Genomic DNA, 17,306 nt, shown 5'->3' on the forward strand with positions numbered 1-17,306 from the left:
AGCACGCAAACCCGTCAGTTCCTTACAGACCCATGCGAAGGAGCCCGGTGTTTTGCTGAATTCAAAGACTGCATTACTGCTCGGCGCGCTGCTGTTGTGCGGCAGCGGCGCATTGCATGCCGCGGCCGCTGCGCCTGAACCCCAAGCCCCGGCCAAACCGGAGTTGCTGGTGGAGGGTGGCCTGCTCGGCGCGATCAGCTCCAGCATCGACGACGTGCAGGACAAGCTCGATCTCAACCAGAACCTTATCGACGCCTGGCGCCTGCGCGCGGACCGGGCCGCCGATGAAGTCGGGCGGTTGGTCGACCAGACCGCGCAGCGTTCGCCGTGGAGCATTGCCGGGGACTTTGTGCTGCTGTCCTGCGTGTGGATCGGTGCCTTTACCCTGTTGACGTTGCTGGGGCGCCTGATCGTGCGGCGCCTCGGGCAACGCTCATTTTTCCAGCGCCGCGAGCGCCTGCTGGGTGTGCTGGGTTACGTGGCGCCGTATACGATTCCGGCGCTGATCTGTTTGCCGTTGACCCTCTACGTCAGTCATTTTCTGCCCAGCTCCATCGGTCGCGCGCTGGCGCTGTGTTTTGCCTACGCCACCAGCAGCGGGATCTTCTCCACGTCGATGCTGTTGTGCGTGATTGTCATGTTCAACCTCGGACACAAGCGGCGTGCGGTGCAGATCATTCGCGCGTACTGCCCGCGGCCGCTGTTCCTGATCGGCTTCCTTGCCGCCCTCAGCGACGCGCTGACCAGCCCGCAGATCGCACGCCAGCTGGGCGGCAATATCACCAGCAGCATCGCGGTGTTCACCGGCCTGTTCGCGGCGGTGATCTTTGGCGTGCTGGTGGTGCGCCTGCGCCGGCCGGTGGCGCATCTGATCCGTAACCGGCCGCTGGCCCAACGCCTCAAGCATCCGGCGTTGCAGCAATCGCTGCGGGTGTTTTCCGGGCTGTGGTACTGGCCCATCCTATTGATGGTGCTGGTCTCGGCGATCAACTTGATCGGCGCTGGCGACGACAACCAGAAGGCCCTGCGTTGCGCGCTGTTCACCACCATTTTGCTGATCGGTACGGTGTTTCTCAGCACGGTACTGCAGCACCTGTTCAAGTCCCGCAGCCAGGTGGCGATCCAGCGCAGCAGCGCCTACAAGGAACGCTTCCTCAGCCTGTTGCACGCGATCCTGCGCATCGTCATGGCGATTGCGTTTATCGAGATACTCGGGCGCATCTGGGGCGTGTCGCTGTTCGAATTCGCCCAACGCAACTCGGTGGGCCGGGCGATCAGTGATTCCCTGAGCAGCATCGGCCTGATTCTGCTGGTGACGTGGCTGTTCTGGGTGGTGCTCGACACGGCGATTCAGGAAGCGCTCAAGCCGCCGGTGAACAAACGCTCGAGCCGCCAACCCAGCACGCGGGTCAAGACCATCCTGCCGCTGCTGCGCAATGCGGTGAAGATCATCCTGGTGGTGATCTGCGCGATCACTACCATGGCCAACCTGGGAATCAACGTCGCCCCGCTGCTGGCGGGTGCCGGGGTGGTCGGCCTGGCGATCGGTTTCGGTTCCCAGCAACTGGTGCAGGATGTGATCACGGGGCTGTTCATCATTATTGAGGACACGCTGTCGATCGGCGACTGGGTGGTGCTCGACTCCGGCCACGCCGGCACCGTCGAGGGCCTGACCATCCGCACCCTGCGGCTGCGCGACGGCAAGGGCTTTGTGCATTCGGTGCCGTTCGGGCAGATCAAGGCGGTGACCAACCAATCGCGGCAGTTCGCCTACGCGTTCTTCTCGGTGCAGTTCACCTACGACACCGATGTGGACAAGGCCGTGGAGCTGATCCGCGAGGCGGGGCAGTCGATCCGCGACGACGTGTTCCTCAAATACAACCTGCAAGGCCCGCTGGAGGTGTTCGGGGTCGACAAAATGGACCTCAACGGCGTGGTGCTGACCGCGCAGTTCCGCACCGTGTCGGGCGGGCAATATGCAGTGAGCCGTGCGTTTAACCAGCGCTTGAAAAAGCTTGTGGATAACTGTGACGAGGTGCACTTCGCGCAGACTTATCCACAGCAGGTGTTGCTGCCCAAGCGCATGGCCCAGGCGGATGAGCCGGACGCTGAGATGCCGGTGGTGTGATGGCGTCTGTCAGGGCCTCATCGGGGGCAAGCCCCTCCCACATTTTTTGCCGCCACTGTGGGAGGGGGCTTGCCCCCCTATGAGGCCCTCAAGCTTACAGCCTGATCAACTTCTCCTGCAGCGCCTGCTGATCTTCCTCCACCAGCAATTGCTGCTTGCTGCCGACCCTCACCGCCGCCGGCAGCCCGTCGCGATACACGATGCGATTGCCACTCACCGCTGGCACCTTGTTGCCCGGCAATAACGTCCCCACCAGGTTCAACGGGTCCGCACCGCACACCGCCACCAGGCGCCCGTCATGGGGCCGACGCCGCACTTCGCGCAGTAACGGTATCGCTTCCGGCAAGGCAAATTGTTCACCGGCCAGGCCACTCACAAACCGTCCGCCGCGGATTTCCCCACGGGCTTCCAAGCGGTGGAAGGTGCGCAGCAATTCGCGCCAGCTCGGCAGCCAATCGGCCTCGCGCTCCAGCAGGCGCCAGAACACCACGCCGTAGCGGCGCAGCAGGGTCATCGCCACGTGCTCCAGGGTTTCGGCCGAGTGCGGGCCGGCGGCGCTCGGTGGGCGACGAATCAGCGCCCAGCGCCCGGCATCGTCCATGCCGCCGATAAACGCACCGCGTCCGCGTCGGCTGCTGCGGGCCTGGCGCTTGCTGGCGGGGGTGGTCAGTGCGCGCAGGCCGGCGAAGCTGTCGGCATTCACCAGGCCGGCGCCCACCAGTTCCAGCAGCGCGGTCTCCAGTTCGCTGCGCAGCAGATGGGCCTCGTGCACCAGCTCGTCGAAAAACAGCGCGCCGTGTTCGCGCAGCGCCCCGTGGGCTTTCTGCGCCTTGGGCGACAGGGTTGTGCAGTCGGCCGCGTCGGCCAGGCCGCTCCACATACCCACTTGGCTGCGCGGCAGCAGTACCACCGGCGTGCTGCGCTGGGCACTCGCGCTGGGTTTGTCAGTCAGGCGCATCCATACCCATTTGCCGCTGCGGCATAGGTCATCGAGCCAAGTCGGTGAGTAATCCTTGAGCCGAACGTTGAGTAGATCGCTGTCCCACGCCGACGCGGCGGCGGCATAGCCTTCGAATTGCCCGATAATCTGCGCCAACATGGCGCTGCCTTGGCCCCGGGTTTCATCGGACAGGTGCTGCCAATCGAACAGAAACCGCATGAAATCCTGCAGCGCCACCGGTTCGATTTCCCGGCGCAGACGCTTGACGGTGTAGCGATGGATGCGCGCCAGCAGGTGGCGCTCGCACCACTGTTCGCTGTCGGCGTCGGGGCTGAAGTGGCCGCGCAGCACGTAGCCTTCCTGCTCCAGCCGGGCCATGCCCTGGGCGATGTCGGCCGGCGGCAAGGCCAGGGGCGCGGCGATCTCGGCCAGGGTCTGCGGGCCGAAACCACTGAGGCGTGCGCGCAGCACTTCCGCCAGAGCGTCCTCATGGCTCCAGGGCTCGTCGAAGCCCGGCAGCAGCGGCAGGTGGTGGGGCACGAGCGCCTGCCAGATATTCAGGCGCTCCACCGCTGCCCACAATCCGTTGGGCAAACGATGGGCGCGCCCGGCTTTGGCCAGCGCCTGCAGCCAGTTGGCCCAGGGCGGCGTGATTTCGCTGGCGGCGATGCCGCCCAGGCTCATCAGCGCTTCGTGCATTTCATCCACGCCCTGAGGCGCCGGCCAGGCCTCTTCGCGCACGCCGGCGATGGCCTCGGCATCCAATGCACCGAGGTCGTCGGTGCTCTGCGGGTCGCTCCAGCGGCGATTGAGCACGGCCTGGGTACGACGTTCTTCCAGCGGCGCGTCATCCAGAAAGGTGTAGGGGCGCGCGCTGAGAATTTCCGCGGCCATGGGCGAGGGGGCCGGCAGATCGCGGCTGACCAGGCGCACCTGGCCGCTTTCCATGCGCCGCAGCAGGGCCAGCCAGCCATCGCTGTCCATGGCGTCGTGCAGGCAATCGTCGAGGGTTTGCTCGACCAATGGATGCTCGGGTACTTCGCGCTCGCCGGCGAGGTTTTCCAGGCAGGCGATCTGGTCGGGGAACACACTGGCGATCAGGTCTTCGCTTTTCATGCGCTGGATTTGCGGGGCCACCTTGCGCCCACCGGTGTAGCGTGGCAACGCCAGGGCCACGCCGGCGTTCCAGCGCCAGCGCACGCCGAACAGCGGCGCGTCGAGCACGGCCTGGATCAACAGGTGTTCGGCGCTCTGGCTGTTGAGGTAACGCCACACCTCGTCCAGCGCGAAGCTGTGGCTGGTGGACAGCGAGAGCACGATCGCGTTTTCGCTGGCCGCCGCCTGCAATTCGAAATTGAAGGTGCGGCAGAAACGCTTGCGCAGCGCCAGGCCCCAGGCGCGGTTGATGCGACTGCCGAACGGTGTATGGATGATCAACTGGGTACCGCCGGAAGCGTCGAAGAACCGCTCCATGATCAGCGTGTCCTGGGACGGCAGCGCGCTGAGGGCCAGGCGCGTGCGGGCCAGGTAATCGAGGATCTGCTCGGCGCTGGCGTGGTTCAGGCCCAGGGTTTCGGTAAGCCACGCCGATGCCCCGCGCAGGTCCCCGGGTGTGGCGCTGAGCAGGCTGTCCATCTGCCCCTGCAGGCGGGCCACGGCGGCCGATAATTCATGGCTGCGCCCTGGTGCTTCGCCCAGCCAGAACGGAATGGTCGGCGGCTGGCCGTGGGCGTCCTCCACGCGTACTTTGCCGGCGTCGACCCGCAGGATGCGGTAGGAGGTATTGCCCAGCTGGAAGATATCCCCGGCGATGCTTTCCACCGCGAAATCCTCGTTGACGCTGCCGATGTTCAACCCCTGGGGTTCGAGCAAGACGCTGTAGTCGGCGTTATCCGGGATCGTGCCGCCGCTGGTCACGGCGGTCAGCCGTGCGCCACGTCGGCCGCGCAGGGTGTGGGTCAGGGCATCGCGGTGCAGGTAGGCGCTGCGGATGCCCTGGCGCCCGTTATAGCCGTCGGCGAGCATGTGCAGCAGCGCCTGGTAGTGGCGCTCATCCAGCTCGGCATAAGGCGCGGCGCGGTGGATCAGCGCCAGCAGGGCCTGCTCCGACCACTCCTGGGCGCTGACCTCGGCGATGATCTGCTGCGCCAGCACATCCAGCGGTGCAACGGGGATGTGCAGCGTGTCCAGTTCGCCGCGCCGCACACAATCGAGCAGTGCGGCGCATTCGATCAGATCATCGCGGGTGAGGGCGAATAAACGTCCTTTGGGTGTGCCGCCCACATGGTGGCCGGAGCGCCCGACCCGTTGCAGAAACCCGTTGATGGACCCGGGCGAGCCGATCTGGCACACCAGGTCGACGTCGCCGATATCGATTCCCAGCTCCAGGGAGGCAGTGGCGATCAGCACTTGCAGCTCGCCGGCCTTGAGGCGTTGCTCGGCATCCAGGCGCATTTCCTTGGCCAGGCTGCCGTGGTGGGCGGCCACCGCGGTTTTACCCAGGCGTTCGCTCAAGTGCCGGGCCAGGCGCTCGGCCAGGCGCCGGGTGTTGACGAAGATCAGCGTAGTGCGGTGTTCGCGGGCCAGATCGGCGAGGCGGTTGTAGACCAGCTCCCAGACATCGTTAGCCATCACCGCGGACAGCGGCACCGGCGGTACTTCGATGTCCAGGTCACGGGGGCGCGCGTGGCCGATGTCGACAATGGCGCATGGGCGGCCGGTGCCGACCAGAAAGCGCGACACGGCGTCGATGGGTTTTTGCGTGGCCGACAAGCCGATGCGTGTCAGCGGTTCGCTGCACAAGCCTTGCAGCCGCTCCAGGCTCAGCGCCAGGTGGCTGCCGCGCTTACCGGCGGCAATGGCGTGGATTTCATCGACGATCACCGTGCGCGTGGTGGCGAGCATCTGCCGGCCGGAGTCCGAGCCCAGCAGTACATAGAGCGATTCCGGTGTGGTCACCAGGATATGCGGCGGGCGTTTGCGCATCTGTGCGCGGTCTTTTTGCGGGGTGTCGCCGGTGCGCACGGCTGTGCGTATCGCCAGCGCTGGCAGGCCTTGCTGTTGCAAGTGCCGAGTGATGCCCGTCAGTGGGGTTTGCAGGTTGATCTGGATGTCGTTGGACAGCGCCTTGAGTGGCGACACATACACCACGAGCGTCTCATCCGGCAGTTCGCCGCCGTTGGCCAGCCCTTGGTGGACCAGCTCATCAAGCACTGCCAGAAACGCTGTCAGCGTCTTGCCGGAGCCGGTGGGCGCAGCGATCAGGGTCGAGCGGCGCTGGCGAATCAGCGGCCACGCCTGCGCCTGGGCGTCGGTCACCGAGGGGAAGCTTTCGCGGAACCAGGCGCTGACGGCGGGGTGGAAACCGCGCAGGGCTGTGTCGATGGATTCAAGTGCGTTCATGGAGTGATTGATACTGCCAGTTCCAACAAGTTGCAAACCCGTACTTTATCCGTGACGGTTGCGCTACAAACCCGCAAAATGCAACGATTCTGGCAACTATCCACGGCACGGCCCACAGCCCTGCCGACCCCAACCATCGTTCCAAACAGACCGGGCCTGCTCAATCTATGCGAATGCGCCTTATGTTACTGGGCGGCGGGAATGCCCTCGGGCAGGCGCTGATTCGCCTCGGTGCGGAGGAAGACATCGGTTTCCTCGCCCCCAAACCGCCCCAAGACGGCTGGGATGCCGCAAGCCTTACCCAATTGCTCGACGACACCCGTCCCGATGCGTTGATCAACCTCGCCTACTATTTCGACTGGTTCCAGGCCGAAGCGGTCAGTGAAACGCGCCTGGCCGCCCAGGAATTCGCTATCGAGCGCCTGGCCGAACTGTGTCAGCACCACACCATCACCTTGTTGCAACCGTCCAGCTACCGCGTGTTCGATGGCTCGCGCGCCACCGCCTACAGCGAAAAGGACGAGCCTGTGCCGCTGGGCCTGCGCGGCCAGGCGTTGTGGCGCATTGAACAAAGCGTGCGCGCCGCGTGCCCGCAACATGTGTTGCTGCGTTTTGGCTGGCTGCTGGACGACAGTGTCGATGGCACCCTCGGGCGCTTTCTGGCCAAGGCTGAGCAACCGGGGCAATTGCTGATGGCGGACGACCGTCGCGGCAACCCGACGCCAGTGGACGACGCCGCTCGGGTGATCATTTCGGTACTCAAGCAACTCGATTGCGCGGCGCCGCTGTGGGGCACGTACCACTACGCCGGCCATGAGGCGACCACGCCGCTGGCGCTGGGGCAGGCCATCCTTACCGAAGCGCGCAGCTTTCACCCGTTGGCCATCGAATCACCCACCGCCCAGGCCCACGCCGCCCGCCCGGATGCCAGCGAAGAACCCCAGCACGGCGTACTGGCCTGCAAGAAAATCCTGCACACGTTCGGCATCAAGCCCCGCGCCTGGCGTGCGGGGCTGCCAGCCTTGCTGGACCGCTTCTACCGCCGCAGCTGAATGTGAGAGGGGGCTTGCCCCCGACAGCGGTGGGTCAGTCAATGAACCGGTGACTGACACTCTGCTATCGGGGGCAAGCCCCCTCTCATATTGGTGACGCAGTGTTGGTTGCAGCGGCTTAGAACTTGTAGCCGATACCCACCATGTAGACCATTGGGTCCACGTCCACATTGACCTTGGCGCGAGTGCCGGCGGCCAATGCGTTGTTGTCCACGGTGGCCTTGGTGCTGATGTCGATGTAGCGCGCCTGGGCGTTGATCATCCACTTGTCGTTGATCATGTAGTCAGCGCCGATCTGCGCCGCCCAGCCCCAGGAGTTTTCCGCCTTGAAGTTGCTGAAGCCCGCGCCCTCGGCACGGCTGCCGACGTGTTCGTCATAGATCCAGGTGTAGTTGATACCGGCACCCACGTAGGGCTGGAAGGCGGACTTGTTATCCAGCGGGTAGTACACGACGCTCAAGGTCGGTGGCAGATGTTTGAGAGTACCGAGCTTGCCATTGGCGGCACCGAGCGCGGTGTTCTTGATCTTCACATCGTGCTCGAACGGCGTGGCCGCCAGCAGTTCGATCCCGACGTGGTCGGTGAGCATGTAAGCGAAGTTCAAGCCCAACTGGGTATCGCTGCTCATGGTCGCCTTGCCACCCAGGTTGGCGCCGGCCAGTGGGCCTTGATCAACCTTGACGCTGCCACTGTCGGCCTTCGGGTTCACGGTGATTGCACCGGCGCGAACCAGAATGTCGCCCGCTTCGTGAGCATGGGCGGCAGGGGCGACGAGGGCGAGCGCGAAGAGGGACGCGCCGAGCAGAGACTTGTTCATGGGAGCTCCAAAGGACGTTTAAAAGTTGTAGGTCCAATGGTAAAGATCGTTCCGTTCGGTCTTTTGACTCAGCTCAATGAAAGGGCGATAAGCGTTATTCCTGCAGCTCGTACATATAAATCTTTTCGGCATCCATCTGGTAACCGGCGTCGGCCAGTTCGCTGGTGGAGGGCTTGACCTGCATCGCCCCCTCGATCCAGTACGGCTGGTACAGCTCATCGAGCTTCACGCCGACTTCGCTTTTGACATGCACGATCTGGTTCGACGGCGGCGGCGGCACATGGATACACGCGCCGAAGTACGGCACCAGCAGGAACTCGGTGGTACGGCCTTCCTCGCTCACTTCCAGCGGCACGATATAACCGGGCAGGCGAATATGCTGGCCGTCGAGGCCCTTGACCACCGGGGCGTTGGGCAAATCCTGCTTGGCCGCCGGCGCCGCCTCGACGGACAAGGCATCGGCCATGTTCGACAGGTCGTGCAGCGGTTTCATATTGGGCACTTCCGGCGGCGCATCCGGCGGAATCATTTCCTGCCAGGACAGATCCCTGGGTTGCTCATCGGCCCAGGTCGGCGCGGCCACCACCAGCAACAGGGCAAACAGGACACGGCGCATCGAAACCTTCCTCATAAACGTATGGACAGGCCGTCGGCCAGGGATTGTCGATAGGCGCGCCACGCGGGCACGCTGCCCATCAACAGCGCGGCGGCCAGGATACCGGCGAGCAGGGTCCATTCATATTCGCTCGGCCATGACATCGGCAGGTCCAGGCCATAGTTGGCCTGCAGGTAACCGCGCGAGGCGGCGATGCATACGTACAGCAGGCCGACGCCGGCGATCACCCCGGACAGTGCCAATGCAAACGCTTCGAAGATCAGCAGCGTCGCGATATGCCAGGGCCGCGCGCCCACCGAACGCAAAATCGCCATTTCGCGACGGCGTTCGTTGAGGCTGGTGAGGATCGCCGTGAGCATGCCGATCAAACCGGTCAGCACCACGAACAGCGAGATCACGAACAGCGCTTTTTCAGCGGTGCCCATCATGCTCCACAGCTCCTGCAACGCCACGCCCGGCAGAATCGCCAGCATCGGTTCGCCACGAAACTCATTGATCTGCCGCTGCAGCGCGAAGGTGGAAATCTTGTTGTTCAGGCCCAGCATGAAGGCCGTGATGGCTTGCGGCGTGAGGTCCATGTTGCGCGCCTGGTCCGCGCTGATCCGGCCTTTGCCTTGGGCGGGAACGCCGTTGTGCCAGTCGATGTGAATCGCTTCCATGCCACCAAGGCTGATATGCAGCGTACGGTCCACCGGCGTACCGGTGCGCTTGAGAATACCGACCACGGTGAAGGGTTTGTCATCGTGCTTGACCAGGCTGACCACCGCTACGCCATGGGCCAGCACCAGTTTGTCGCCGAGTTTGTAGTGCAGCGCATCCGCCACTTCCGCACCGAGCACCACTTCGAACGGGTCGCTGGCGAAGGCACGGCCGCTGGCCAGTTCGAGGTTTTGCTTGCGGCCGTACTGGTAGTGCTCGAAGTAGGATTGGTTGGTGCCCATCACGCGATAGCCGCGGTGGGAGTCCCCGAGTGAAATCGGGATGGCCCATTTCACCTGAGGGTTGGCGGCGAAGTGCTCGTAGCTGTCCCAACGAATGTTGTTGGTGGCGTTGCCGATGCGGAACACCGAGTACAGCAGCAGATTGACCGAACCGGAGCGCGCGCCGACGATCAGGTCGGTGCCGCTGATGGTGCTGGCGAAACTGTTGCGTGCCTCAACGCGTACGCGCTCCACCGCCAGCAACAGGCACACCGACAGGGCGATGGCGAAGGCGGTGAGGATCGCGGTAAAGCGGCGGTTAGCCAGGCTGGCCATGGCTAGACGAAACAGATACATCTCAAACCTCTGCGGGCGTGGCGGCGCGATTGAGCTCGGCCAGCGAAAGATGACGGTCGAACAGCGGCGCCAGGCTCTGGTCGTGGCTGACAAACAACAGGCTGGCACCCGCGTCGCGGCACTCGGCGAACAGCAATTGGATGAAGGCTTCGCGGGCGTCGTAATCCAGGGCCGAGGTGGGTTCGTCGGCAATCACCAGTTCCGGTTGGCCGATCAACGCACGGGCGGCGGCCACCCGTTGCTGCTGGCCGATGGACAGCGAATCGGCACGACGCGCCAGCAGGTCTTTGTCCTTCAGGCCCAGGTGCGCAAGCAGAGTGGCGGCCGCCTGGTCGACGCTGCCGTGACGCTGGACCGCGCGTTGCGCACGCAGCCTGGAAAAGTGGCAGGGCAACTCGACGTTCTCGCGCACCGACAGAAACGGCAGCAGGTTGAACTGCTGGAAAATGTAGCCGGTGTGGTCGACACGGAACCGATCGCGCGCGCCCGCCGACAGCGCGGTAAGTTCCTGGCCGAGCAGGCGAATGCTGCCGCGACCGGGTTTCTGCACGCCGCCGAGCAACCCTAACAGGGTGGTCTTACCGCTGCCGCTGGGGCCTTTGAGAAACAGGGTTTCGCCGCGCTCCAGGCGGAAGGCGGGGATATCCAGCAGTTGAGGATGACCGGGCCAGTTAAAGCCCAGGTCGGACAGTTCGATCAATGGCTGGGTCATGGGCACTCAGAACTTCAGGGTGGCTGCGGTGGCCGTCGCGTCGACGCCTTGCTGGCCGCTCGGGCCGATCAGTTGTACCTGGATTTTCTGGGTGGCGGGGAAGGTCTTGAACACTTGGGTCAGGTCCAGATTGCCCAGGGCGGTCGGTGTGGCGCAGGTGAATTGATAGTGAGCGTGGATCTCGCTGTGGTCGTGATGGTGCTCATGGGCGGCTGCGCCTTTGCCGTCGGTGGCGTCATCATCGTCGTCATGATCGGCTTCGGGCTTGTCACCGAACAGCGGGCTGTTGAGTTCCTGGGAGCTGACCTTGCAACCGGCGGCCTTGGGCAGGTTGAACAGGGCGACAGGGTTTTCCAGTTGCTCGCGCGCGGCGGCGACCTTGGCTTTGTCGGCGGCGCTGCTGGCCACGTGCTCGAATCCCACCAGGTTCATCGCCGGGCTGTCCAGCTCAAGCTCCAGCGTCTGACCATCAAGCACGGCGTTAAGGCGAGCAACACCGTGTTCGTGGGCGCCGAGGCTGCCGTGTTCGTGATCATGGTCATCATGCGCCTGGGCGACAGCCAGTGGCAGCAGGGCAAACGGCAAGGCAAGCAACAGACGGCGCATGGAAAAGCTCCCGGAGATGAAAGTTTTGTTATGTAATCTTATAACAATGTGTCGAGAGTTTGCCCGCCCGCTTGGCGTTGTGCAAGCCACATGGGAGCATGCCGGTCGGAAAAACTGCGGGAGTAGGGGCGATGTTGCGAATTCGTGGAACCATCGGCGACCTGCCGGTGGATTTGACTGTAGAGATGGACGACGGCGATTGGGCACGCCTGGGCGCGCAATTTCAGGCCGCGCCAGTAGCCCCGGCGAGCGCTGGCCCGGCTGCGGCGGCGAAACCCGGTGATGATCTATGGCAGAGCGCCCAGGACCTATTACGCAATGCCGGCCAACTCAGCGGCCTGGAATTGCTCGATCAACTGGAAGGCTTGGCCGGCGATGCGGCAGTGGGCAAACGCCTGCTGGTGCGCCTGCGCCACAGCGCCAAGGTCAAGGTGGTCAGCGGCGGGGATACGCCGCTGTACCGTTGGCTCGGCGATTAGTACAGCGCAGCGAACAACTTGCGGCGGTACACGGTGACCAGCGGGTGATCATTGCCCAGCAGTTCGAACACCTGCAGCAAGGTCTTGTGCGGCAGGCCTTCGTTGTAGCTGCGGTTGCGGACGAATAATTTGAGCAGACCGTCCAGTGCCGCATCGTACTGCTGGCGCGCCAGTTGCTGGATAGCCAGCTGATAGGCCGCTTCGTCGTCCTGCGGGTTTTGCGCCAGCCGGCTTTTCAAGTCGGCGGCGTCCGGCAGCTCGGCGGCCTGGCGCAGGAAGGTGATCTGTGCCTTGGCCCCGGCGAGAGCGGCTTTGTGGTCGTCGCTTTTCACGGCATCGAGCACGGCCTGGGCTTCACCCAACTCACCGCGTTCAGCCAGGCAGCGCGCGTACAGAATCAGTGCGGCGGCGTGAGTGTTGTCCTCGCCCAGCAGCGCGACCAATAGGGCTTCGGCGTCACTGATACGGCCTTCTGCGAATAACGCCTGGGCCTGCACCAATGGATCAGCCGCCTTCGGCGCAGGCATCTGCACATGCGGCTCAAGCATCGCCCGCACCGCCGACTCCGGCTGTGCCCCGGCGAACCCGTCCACCGGCTGACCGTCCTTGAACAGCACCACCGTCGGCAGGCTTTGAATGCCAAACCGCGCAACGATGTCCTGCTCGGCCTCGCAGTCGACCTTGGCAAGCAGCAACTCACCCTGATAACTCTCGGCAATCTGCGCCAGCATCGGCATCAACGCCTTGCACGGCGCGCACCACTCGGCCCAGAAATCTACGAGTACAGGTTTGTGGAATGAGTTTTCGATTACCGCCTGGTCGAAGGTGGCAGTGGTGGCGTCGAAGATATACGGGGTGGGCTCACTCATGGGGCGTCTCGAAGAAAGCGGGAATGGGGGCAACTATAAGGGCTGGCGAAAGCTACCGGAAGCAGCAGGGCGCTCAGTTTTCAAGCGCATGCCAAAAAGGGTCCTGATACCAATTGAGAGGGAAGCCCATCGCTTTAAGACTAACGTCGGGAAAATCGCAAATCAGTTGATGCAAGCGTTGATCCCAGTGGCTGTCGGGGCTCACTTGATGTGTCAGATGATTCAAAATGCAGAGTGCTGCAAAAATGCGGGTGTGCGGCCCGGGCTGAAAGAGATGTTTGGGCCATAAAAAGTTGGCTTTCTTTGGCAGTTCGGGACGAATACCTAATTCTCGGTTCCACAGCCGTGAATGATGGGCGCATATGTTTCGAATGGTGGTCAGGGTGTGCAGCCAAGACTGCCCATCACGAAAGCGATGATCGATATCCTCCGGTTGTTGAAACGGTCGCATATAGGGGCTGAGCCTAAAGAAGCTGACCGATTGCAAAAAAGACTCTGCATGAACCTTATCCTGAACATTCAGCCCGCGGTGCTTGAGCAGCTCAAGCTGGGCGCGAACGTCAATGGCGGGTTTGCTGAATGTCCTCATGCTCAAAAAATACCGGGCAAAAAAAACCCGCACAATTTGTGCTTGGTTGCTAACGCAACCAGAGGCATGGCGGGTGTATTGCTGCAAAGGTTAGGTAGGCGCCCGATTTTTTGCAAGGGCGTTAAGCGCTCAGCAATGATTGAAATTGTTTGGAAAAGCATGCAGATCGATGGTCCAGGCCGCTTGCGAAGAAGGGCATTTTCCATGCGCCTGCTTTTGCTGTCTTAACCAATCTATTGCTGAAAATCTGTAACGTGCGGGTTTAACGCTTCGAATGGTACAGGCTCACCTTGCGAAACTCCCACGGCTCGGCCAGGTCCGGCAGGGTCAGGGCATCCAGTATGTCCAGGCGTCGATAGGCGGGGTGTTGGAAGTCCCGCACGCGGGAGTCCGCCACCAGTGCTTCGCGTCCACGGCTGAGGAAGTGATCCAGCAGCGGCAGGTTAGCGCGGTCGTAGAGCACGTCGGCGACCAGGATCAGGTCGAAGCGGTCGGCTTCGGCGAAAAAGTCCGCCGAGTAACTGAGTTTCACACCGTTGAGTTCGGCGTTCGCCCGGCAGGACGCTAATGCCAGCGGGTCCAGGTCGCAGGCCACCACTTCCAGCGCACCCGCTTTAACCGCCGCAATACCGGCCACACCGGAGCCGGCGCCGAAATCCAGCACGCGCTTGCCTTTCACCCATTCCGGGTTTGCCGCCAGATACCGCGCCAGCGCCAGGCCGCTGGCCCAGCAGAAACTCCAGTAGGGCGGTTCATGCAGGATGCGCCGGGTTTCCTCCTGGCTGAAGGCGCGGTCCATGTTGTCCGCGTCCAGCAGCCATAACGACAGGTCGGTGCCCGGCAGCGCGCAGGGCACCAGGTGTGCGTCGCCGATCAGATCGCTCAGGGCGCGTTGCAGGTCCAGCGGTGGCGTCATGGTGCCTTGACGAGTTGCAGGGGGCCGGTGGTCTGTGTGATCGCCTGAGTAATGCGCACGGCGGGCAGGTGCAGGATCAACTGGCCGGACTGGCTGGCACGACCGCGCAGCTCAACCCGCGCGCCGGCCGGGAAAGCCTCGGGGTTGAACCGCAGGCGAAAGGCCAATGGCTTGCCGTTGCCGGTCAACACACTGCTGGCGAGCAGTTGCTGCGGGCGCGAGCGGTCGTCGATCACCAGCAGGGCCATTTCGACTTCGGCCCCGGCAGGCACATTGGTCAGGCTGCCGTTGATTTCACGCTGATAGGCCGGCAGTGGACCGAGGTCTTCGATTCCGGGGACTTTTTTCTCCTGCGCGGGCGCCGGCTGGGGCGCGCTCGGCTTGGGGGCTTCGCTGCTGCAGGCGACCAGAACACTGAACAAAGCGAGCAAAACAACGGGTCGTAACTGCATGTACGGCTCCAGAAGGGACAAAATCCGTGGCTTAAAAGAGAAGAAACATAATTGTCAGCCTATATACCGTAAAGGCTATGGCTTGTCTTGCCATGGGGATGCGCTACCATGGCCCTCCCATTTTTTGTTGCCTGCCACCATGCACTGTCCCTTCTGCGGTGCCAACGACACCAAGGTCATCGACTCGCGACTGGTCGCCGAGGGCGATCAAGTACGTCGCCGGCGCGAATGCCTGGCCTCCGGCTGCGGTGAACGTTTCACCACCTTCGAAACCGCCGAACTGGTGTTGCCACGGCTGATCAAGTCTGACGGCAGCCGCCAGCCCTTCGACGAAGAAAAACTGCGCGCCGGTATGCAGCGCGCCCTGGAAAAACGCCCGGTGAGTGTCGAGCGGCTGGAAGCAGCCCTGGCGCATATCAAGCACAAGTTGCGAGCGACCGGCGAGCGCGAGGTCAAGAGCCTGGTCGTGGGCGAGTTGGTGATGGGCGAGCTGCAAAAACTCGACGAAGTCGCCTATATCCGTTTCGCCTCGGTGTATCGACGCTTCCAGGATCTCAACGAGTTCCGCGAAGAGATCGACCGCCTGGCCCGTGAGCCGGCCAAACAATGAACCCACCTTCCGCTGAACAGGCCGTGCTTGACGCCCACTACATGGCCCGTGCCCTGGAGCTTGCGCGCAAGGGCGTGTACACCACCCATCCCAACCCTCGGGTCGGCTGCGTGATTGTGCGCGATGGGCAGATCGTCGGCGAAGGCTGGCATGAGCGCACCGGCGAGCCCCACGCCGAGCCCAATGCCCTGCGCGCCGCCGGCGATAAAGCGCGCGGCGCCACGGTGTACGTGACCCTCGAACCTTGCAGCCACCATGGCCGCACACCGCCATGCGCCGATGCGCTGGTGAGTGCTGGCGTGGCGCGGGTGGTGGCCGGGATGCAGGACCCCAATCCGGAAGTCGCCGGGCGCGGCATGCAGCGTCTGGCTCAAGCCGGGATCGAGGTGCGCAGCGGCGTGCTGGAAAGCCAGGCGCGAGCGCTGAACCCGGGCTTTCTAAAGCGTATGGAGCAAGGCCTGCCTTTTGTGCGCGTCAAGCTGGCGATGAGTCTGGACGGTCGCACCGCAATGGCCAGCGGCGAAAGCCAGTGGATCACCGGCCCCGCCGCGCGCGCCGCCGTGCAACGGCTGCGCGCCGAAGCCAGCGTGGTGTTGACCGGTGCCGACACTGTACTGGCCGACGGCGCGCGGCTGACCGTGCGTGCCGCCGAGCTCGGCCTGGACGCGGCCACCACCGCCCTGGCGATGTCTCGCCCGCCGCTGCGCGTGCTGATCGACGGCCGCCTGCGGGTACCGCTGAACGCACCGTTCTTCAAGGCCGGGCCGGCACTGGTCATCACCTGTGTGACGCCGGAAAACCAGTTCCCGCGTGGCCCCGAATGCCTCGTAGTGCCGGGCGTCGACGGCCAGGTCGACCTGCGTTCGGCGCTGGTGGCCCTGGCCGCCCGTGGCGTCAACGAGATACTGGTGGAGGCCGGGCCAAGCCTGGCGGGCGCTTTTGCGCAGCAGGGCCTGGTGGACGAATACGTGATATTCGTCGCCGGTAAATTTCTCGGCTCCGCCGCCCGGCCGTTGCTGGACTGGCCGCTTGAGAAACTGGCGGACGCTCCCCAACTCAAGATCACTGACATGCGCGCTGTAGGCGACGACTGGCGAGTCACTGCCATCCCTCTGCCAGCAGCCAGCGTATAATTTCCGGCCTGCGCATCGCGCGGCCCCGTTTTCCAGGAGAAGGCCATGTTCACCGGCATTATCGAATCCATCGGCAGCATCCGCGCCATGACCCCCAAGGGCGGCGACGTTCGGCTGCTGGTTGAAACCGGCAAGCTCGACCTGGGCGACGTCAAGCTGGGCGACAGCATCGCCGTCAGCGGCGTGTGCCTGACCGTCATCGAGTTGCCGGGCAACGGCTTTGCCGCCGACGTCAGCCGGGAAACCCTGGACTGCACGGCGATGAGCGACCTCAAGGCCGGCAGCCCGGTCAACCTGGAAAAAGCCCTCACGCCGACCACCCGCCTGGGCGGCCACCTGGTCAGCGGCCACGTCGACGGCGTTGGCGAAGTGGTATCGCGCAGCGAAAACGCGCGGGCGGTGGAATTCCGCATCCGCGCGCCAAAAGAATTGGCCAAGTACATCGCGCACAAAGGCTCGATCACCGTCGACGGCACCAGCCTGACCGTGAACGCCGTCAATGGCGCAGAATTCGCGTTGACCATCATCCCGCACACCCTGAGCGAAACCATCATGGCCGCGTACCAGCCGGGCCGCCGGGTGAATCTGGAAGTGGACTTGCTTGCCCGTTACCTGGAGCGCCTGTTGCTGGGCGAAAAGGCCGCAGAGCCGACTGCCGGGAATATCACTGAAAGTTTTCTGGCCGCTAACGGCTACCTGAAATCCTGA

General features: G+C 63.7%; 17 protein-coding genes. 7 read left to right on the forward strand and 10 right to left on the reverse strand.

From position 1 onward, the window contains the following. The first annotated feature begins 52 nt into the window (after positions 1 to 52). Positions 53 to 2,128, forward strand: a complete 2,076-nt coding sequence (locus G7025_RS22965; protein ID WP_181081319.1) for a mechanosensitive ion channel family protein — start codon at positions 53 to 55, stop codon at positions 2,126 to 2,128. 94 nt (positions 2,129 to 2,222) lie between these two features. On the opposite strand, the gene G7025_RS22970 is transcribed toward G7025_RS22965, so the two are convergent. Continuing rightward, positions 2,223 to 6,470, reverse strand: coding sequence for a DEAD/DEAH box helicase (locus G7025_RS22970; protein ID WP_181081320.1), 4,248 nt, complete (start codon positions 6,468 to 6,470; stop codon positions 2,223 to 2,225). A gap of 167 nt (positions 6,471 to 6,637) precedes the next feature. On the opposite strand from G7025_RS22970, the gene G7025_RS22975 reads away from it, so the two are divergent. After that, complete coding sequence (locus G7025_RS22975) at positions 6,638 to 7,522, forward strand: sugar nucleotide-binding protein (protein WP_181081321.1); 885 nt, start codon at positions 6,638 to 6,640, stop codon at positions 7,520 to 7,522. Positions 7,523 to 7,640: 118 nt separating this feature from the next. On the opposite strand, the gene G7025_RS22980 is transcribed toward G7025_RS22975, so the two are convergent. The 5 genes from G7025_RS22980 to G7025_RS23000 all read right to left on the reverse strand — a co-directional run bounded on the left by G7025_RS22980 (position 7,641) and on the right by G7025_RS23000 (position 11,550). Beyond that, positions 7,641 to 8,339 (reverse strand): OmpW/AlkL family protein, encoded by a 699-nt coding sequence (locus tag G7025_RS22980; RefSeq protein ID WP_181081322.1) that lies wholly within the window; start codon positions 8,337 to 8,339, stop codon positions 7,641 to 7,643. Positions 8,340 to 8,433: 94 nt separating this feature from the next. Then, the gene (locus tag G7025_RS22985) at positions 8,434 to 8,955 is read right to left on the reverse strand and encodes a DUF3299 domain-containing protein (protein ID WP_181081323.1); all 522 of its coding nucleotides are present in this window, start codon (positions 8,953 to 8,955) and stop codon (positions 8,434 to 8,436) included. 11 nt (positions 8,956 to 8,966) lie between these two features. Further along, positions 8,967 to 10,232, reverse strand: a complete 1,266-nt coding sequence (locus G7025_RS22990) for an ABC transporter permease (RefSeq protein ID WP_181081324.1) — start codon at positions 10,230 to 10,232, stop codon at positions 8,967 to 8,969. 1 nt (position 10,233) lies between these two features. Next, the gene (locus G7025_RS22995; RefSeq protein WP_181081325.1) at positions 10,234 to 10,944 is read right to left on the reverse strand and encodes an ABC transporter ATP-binding protein; all 711 of its coding nucleotides are present in this window, start codon (positions 10,942 to 10,944) and stop codon (positions 10,234 to 10,236) included. A 6-nt stretch (positions 10,945 to 10,950) separates the two neighbouring features. After that, on the reverse strand, positions 10,951 to 11,550 hold the full coding sequence (locus tag G7025_RS23000; protein ID WP_181081326.1) for a DUF2796 domain-containing protein: 600 nt from the start codon (positions 11,548 to 11,550) through the stop codon (positions 10,951 to 10,953). Positions 11,551 to 11,681: 131 nt separating this feature from the next. Between G7025_RS23000 and G7025_RS23005 the strand changes: the two genes are divergently transcribed. After that, positions 11,682 to 12,029, forward strand: coding sequence for a hypothetical protein (locus tag G7025_RS23005; protein ID WP_181081327.1), 348 nt, complete (start codon positions 11,682 to 11,684; stop codon positions 12,027 to 12,029). On the opposite strand, the gene trxA is transcribed toward G7025_RS23005, so the two are convergent. Together trxA and G7025_RS23015 are read right to left on the reverse strand one after the other, a co-directional pair. Beyond that, positions 12,026 to 12,898 carry a thioredoxin gene (gene trxA, locus G7025_RS23010; RefSeq protein ID WP_181081328.1) on the reverse strand — a complete coding sequence of 291 codons (873 nt, stop codon included), beginning with the start codon at positions 12,896 to 12,898 and terminating at the stop codon, positions 12,026 to 12,028. The two genes, G7025_RS23005 and trxA, sit on opposite strands and share 4 nt — an antisense overlap. Before the next feature lie 73 nt (positions 12,899 to 12,971). Next, positions 12,972 to 13,385 (reverse strand): Abi family protein, encoded by a 414-nt coding sequence (locus G7025_RS23015; protein WP_258197724.1) that lies wholly within the window; start codon positions 13,383 to 13,385, stop codon positions 12,972 to 12,974. 12 nt (positions 13,386 to 13,397) lie between these two features. Here G7025_RS23015 and G7025_RS23020 point away from each other — a divergent pair, with 12 nt between their 5' ends. Then, entirely contained in the window at positions 13,398 to 13,715 is a 318-nt protein-coding gene (locus G7025_RS23020) for a hypothetical protein (protein WP_181081346.1), read from the forward strand. 34 nt (positions 13,716 to 13,749) lie between these two features. On the opposite strand, the gene G7025_RS23025 is transcribed toward G7025_RS23020, so the two are convergent. Together G7025_RS23025 and G7025_RS23030 are read right to left on the reverse strand one after the other, a co-directional pair. Beyond that, complete coding sequence (locus G7025_RS23025) at positions 13,750 to 14,403, reverse strand: class I SAM-dependent methyltransferase (protein WP_181081329.1); 654 nt, start codon at positions 14,401 to 14,403, stop codon at positions 13,750 to 13,752. Then, complete coding sequence (locus G7025_RS23030; RefSeq protein WP_181081330.1) at positions 14,400 to 14,855, reverse strand: YbaY family lipoprotein; 456 nt, start codon at positions 14,853 to 14,855, stop codon at positions 14,400 to 14,402. Before G7025_RS23030 ends, G7025_RS23025 begins: the two co-directional genes overlap by 4 nt. Positions 14,856 to 14,994: 139 nt before the next feature. On the opposite strand from G7025_RS23030, the gene nrdR reads away from it, so the two are divergent. Genes nrdR through G7025_RS23045 form a run of 3 tightly spaced genes read left to right on the forward strand, consistent with a single transcriptional unit; the run spans position 14,995 to position 17,306 of the window. Beyond that, positions 14,995 to 15,465 carry a transcriptional regulator NrdR gene (gene nrdR, locus G7025_RS23035; RefSeq protein ID WP_034100969.1) on the forward strand — a complete coding sequence of 157 codons (471 nt, stop codon included), beginning with the start codon at positions 14,995 to 14,997 and terminating at the stop codon, positions 15,463 to 15,465. Further along, positions 15,462 to 16,598 carry a bifunctional diaminohydroxyphosphoribosylaminopyrimidine deaminase/5-amino-6-(5-phosphoribosylamino)uracil reductase RibD gene (gene ribD / locus G7025_RS23040; RefSeq protein ID WP_181081331.1) on the forward strand — a complete coding sequence of 379 codons (1,137 nt, stop codon included), beginning with the start codon at positions 15,462 to 15,464 and terminating at the stop codon, positions 16,596 to 16,598. Before nrdR ends, ribD begins: the two co-directional genes overlap by 4 nt. 45 nt (positions 16,599 to 16,643) lie before the next feature. Then, positions 16,644 to 17,306 carry a riboflavin synthase gene (locus G7025_RS23045; protein ID WP_181081332.1) on the forward strand — a complete coding sequence of 221 codons (663 nt, stop codon included), beginning with the start codon at positions 16,644 to 16,646 and terminating at the stop codon, positions 17,304 to 17,306.

Source organism: Pseudomonas lurida (assembly GCF_013522705.1).
Taxonomy (GTDB): domain Bacteria; phylum Pseudomonadota; class Gammaproteobacteria; order Pseudomonadales; family Pseudomonadaceae; genus Aquipseudomonas; species Aquipseudomonas quebecensis.

Excerpts from the sequence above, each read along its gene's own strand:
- G7025_RS22980 (WP_181081322.1), bottom strand. The coding sequence starts at position 8,339 with ATGAACAAGTCTCTGCTCGGCGCGTCCCTCTTCGCGCTCGCCCTCGTC.
- G7025_RS22985 (WP_181081323.1), bottom strand. The coding sequence starts at position 8,955 with ATGCGCCGTGTCCTGTTTGCCCTGTTGCTGGTGGTGGCCGCGCCGACC.
- G7025_RS23000 (WP_181081326.1), bottom strand. The coding sequence starts at position 11,550 with ATGCGCCGTCTGTTGCTTGCCTTGCCGTTTGCCCTGCTGCCACTGGCT.
- G7025_RS22975 (WP_181081321.1), top strand. The coding sequence starts at position 6,638 with ATGCGAATGCGCCTTATGTTACTGGGCGGCGGGAATGCCCTCGGGCAG.
- nrdR (WP_034100969.1), top strand. The coding sequence starts at position 14,995 with ATGCACTGTCCCTTCTGCGGTGCCAACGACACCAAGGTCATCGACTCG.
- G7025_RS22990 (WP_181081324.1), bottom strand. The coding sequence starts at position 10,232 with ATGTATCTGTTTCGTCTAGCCATGGCCAGCCTGGCTAACCGCCGCTTT.
- G7025_RS23045 (WP_181081332.1), top strand. The coding sequence starts at position 16,644 with ATGTTCACCGGCATTATCGAATCCATCGGCAGCATCCGCGCCATGACC.
- G7025_RS23025 (WP_181081329.1), bottom strand. The coding sequence starts at position 14,403 with ATGACGCCACCGCTGGACCTGCAACGCGCCCTGAGCGATCTGATCGGC.
- G7025_RS22995 (WP_181081325.1), bottom strand. The coding sequence starts at position 10,944 with ATGACCCAGCCATTGATCGAACTGTCCGACCTGGGCTTTAACTGGCCC.
- G7025_RS23020 (WP_181081346.1), top strand. The coding sequence starts at position 13,398 with ATGAACCTTATCCTGAACATTCAGCCCGCGGTGCTTGAGCAGCTCAAG.
- G7025_RS22970 (WP_181081320.1), bottom strand. The coding sequence starts at position 6,470 with ATGAACGCACTTGAATCCATCGACACAGCCCTGCGCGGTTTCCACCCC.
- ribD (WP_181081331.1), top strand. The coding sequence starts at position 15,462 with ATGAACCCACCTTCCGCTGAACAGGCCGTGCTTGACGCCCACTACATG.
- G7025_RS23030 (WP_181081330.1), bottom strand. The coding sequence starts at position 14,855 with ATGCAGTTACGACCCGTTGTTTTGCTCGCTTTGTTCAGTGTTCTGGTC.
- trxA (WP_181081328.1), bottom strand. The coding sequence starts at position 12,898 with ATGAGTGAGCCCACCCCGTATATCTTCGACGCCACCACTGCCACCTTC.
- G7025_RS23005 (WP_181081327.1), top strand. The coding sequence starts at position 11,682 with ATGTTGCGAATTCGTGGAACCATCGGCGACCTGCCGGTGGATTTGACT.